This is a genomic window from Candidatus Accumulibacter vicinus (genome assembly GCF_000584955.1).
Lineage (GTDB): Bacteria > Pseudomonadota > Gammaproteobacteria > Burkholderiales > Rhodocyclaceae > Accumulibacter > Accumulibacter vicinus.
This window is the reverse complement of record NZ_JDSS02000024.1, coordinates 251008-253130: the sequence shown is the minus strand read 5'-3', so window position 1 is coordinate 253130 and position 2123 is coordinate 251008. Positions and strand designations below refer to the sequence as shown.

The window sequence follows — 2123 nt, the reverse complement described above, 5'->3', positions numbered from 1 at the left end:
ATGTCATGCGACTGCGAATTCTGATCCTCCTGACCCTGCTTGCCGGTCTGCTCTCCGGCTGCGGTTACAATACTTTTCAGAGCGGCGACGAGGCGATCAAATCGGCCTGGTCAGAGGTGCTTAACCAGTATCAGCGGCGAGCCGACCTGGTACCGAACCTGGTGGCTACGGTACAGGGCTACGCGAGCCACGAAAAGGACGTGCTGACGCAGGTCACGCAGGCGCGCGCGCGGGTGGGTGCGATCCAGGCGACGCCGGAACTGGTCAGTGATCCCGAGGCCTTTGCCAAGTTCCAGCAGGCGCAGGCCGGTCTCAAGAGCGCGCTGTCACGTTTGCTGGTGGTTGCCGAAAATTATCCCCAGTTGAAGGCCGATGCCGCTTTCCGCGACCTGCAGGCGCAGCTCGAAGGCACCGAGAACCGGATTACCGTGGCGCGTAACCGTTACATCAAAGCGGTCGAGGGCTACAATGTTTCGGTGCGTACCTTTCCAAACAATCTCACGGCGATGATCTTCGGCTACACCGTGAAGCCGAATTTCAGTGTCGAGAACGAGCAGGCGATTTCGACGGCGCCGAAGGTTGATTTCGCCAGACCAGCGCCGGCGTCGCCTGCTGCTGCACCGACAGACGCCGGCAGGCCGGCGCCGGCAGCCAGTTACTGAGCGGCCGTGCCAAGCCTTCCGGCCCGTCTTGCAGTCTGGCTGTTGGGCCTGTTGCTGCTGGTCGGTGCAGGTTTTGCCCGTGCCGACGAACAACAGGCGATTCCCCGGCTGGCGGCGCGGGTGACCGACCTGACCAGTACGCTTGACGTCGAGCAGCACCGACGGCTCGATGCCAGGCTGGCTGCGTTCGAGAATGCCAAGGGATCGCAGATTGCCGTTTTGATCGTTCCGACGGTCCAGCCGGAAAGCATCGAGCAATACGCGCTGCGCGTCGTCGAGTCCTGGAAACTGGGGCGCCGCGGCGTCGATGACGGCGCGCTGCTGCTGATTGCCAAGGATGATCGGAAACTTCGCATTGAGGTGGGCTATGGTCTGGAGGGCGCACTCAACGATGCGACCGCGAAGCGAATCATCAGCGAGACGATCGGCCCGCGTTTCAAGAAGGGCGATTTCTACGGTGGCATCGATGCCGGGGTCACCGCGATGATGCAGGTGATCACCGGCGAAGCGCTGCCCCCTGCGGCACGCGTCGAAGGCGCTCGGCGTGCCGATGTCGACGATCATTTCGAGATGCTGCTGTTGATCGGTTTCGTCCTGGTCTTTGTGGTTGGCGGCGTTCTGCGAGCCATTTTTGGGCGTTTTCTGGCGGCTGGCATGGTCGGTGTCGCCGCCGGGGTGATCGCTGCGATGCTGATCTCGTCGCTGCTGATCGCTGCTGTCCTGGGTGTGGCGGCCGCCATCGTTTCCCTGTTTCTTGGCATGCGTGGCGGTACCGGCTGGTCATCCGGCGGCATTTCCTGGGGCGGTGGTGGGCGTAGCTCCGGGGGGTTTTCAGGGGGCGGCGGCAGCTTCGGCGGCGGCGGTGCTTCGGGGGACTGGTGATGCGATTGCAGAGAATTTTTCGCCATCTGGTGCTGCCGCACTGGTGGGTGTTGCGCGCACTTCCCGCGGCATTGTTGCAGCGAATCGAACGGGTGGTTGCTGCCTCGGAATCGACGCATCGTGGCGAGTTGCGCGTGGTGGTCGAGGCCAATCTGCCCCTGTCCGGCCTGTGGCGCGGTCAGTCGGCACGGGCGCGGGCGATCGAACTGTTTTCGCAGTTACGGGTGTGGGACACCGAGGAAAACAGCGGCGTGCTGATCTATCTGCAGTTGATCGACCGGCGTGTGGAAATCGTCGCTGACCGCGGCATCAACGCCTGCGTTGGGCAGGAATTCTGGGAGGGTGTCTGCCGCCAGATGGAAAGTGCTTTCCGAAGCGGGGATTTCGAGGGCGGTACCCTGCTCGCATTGCGCACGATCACCGCAGCGCTGGCTGAACACTTTGCTGCCACAGGCGAAAAGTCCAACGAGTTACCCAACGCCCCGCTGGTGCTTTAGTGTAAGAGCCCTGAAAGCCGCGCCCGCGACTCGCCCCCAACCCTTCTCCCACTTGCGGGCGAAGGGTTGGGGGCGAGAAATC

At 62.9% G+C, this 2123-nt stretch carries 3 protein-coding genes; all 3 read left to right on the top strand.

The features are described 5' to 3' along the window. Nucleotides 1-5 precede the first annotated feature (5 nt). Genes CAPSK01_RS11770 through CAPSK01_RS11760 form a run of 3 tightly spaced genes read left to right on the top strand, consistent with a single transcriptional unit; the run spans nucleotide 6 to nucleotide 2041 of the window. Nucleotides 6-662 carry a LemA family protein gene (locus CAPSK01_RS11770; RefSeq protein ID WP_034926537.1) on the top strand — a complete coding sequence of 219 codons (657 nt, stop codon included), beginning with the start codon at nucleotides 6-8 and terminating at the stop codon, nucleotides 660-662. Between the two features lie 6 nt (nucleotides 663-668). After that, nucleotides 669-1544: a TPM domain-containing protein gene (locus tag CAPSK01_RS11765; RefSeq protein WP_273703558.1), complete on the top strand. Its 876-nt coding sequence runs from the start codon at nucleotides 669-671 to the stop codon at nucleotides 1542-1544. Continuing rightward, the gene (locus CAPSK01_RS11760) at nucleotides 1544-2041 is read left to right on the top strand and encodes a TPM domain-containing protein (protein ID WP_034926534.1); all 498 of its coding nucleotides are present in this window, start codon (nucleotides 1544-1546) and stop codon (nucleotides 2039-2041) included. Before CAPSK01_RS11765 ends, CAPSK01_RS11760 begins: the two co-directional genes overlap by 1 nt. Nucleotides 2042-2123 lie beyond the last annotated feature (82 nt).

Excerpts from the sequence above, each read along its gene's own strand:
- CAPSK01_RS11770 (WP_034926537.1), top strand. The coding sequence starts at position 6 with ATGCGACTGCGAATTCTGATCCTCCTGACCCTGCTTGCCGGTCTGCTC.
- CAPSK01_RS11760 (WP_034926534.1), top strand. The coding sequence starts at position 1,544 with ATGCGATTGCAGAGAATTTTTCGCCATCTGGTGCTGCCGCACTGGTGG.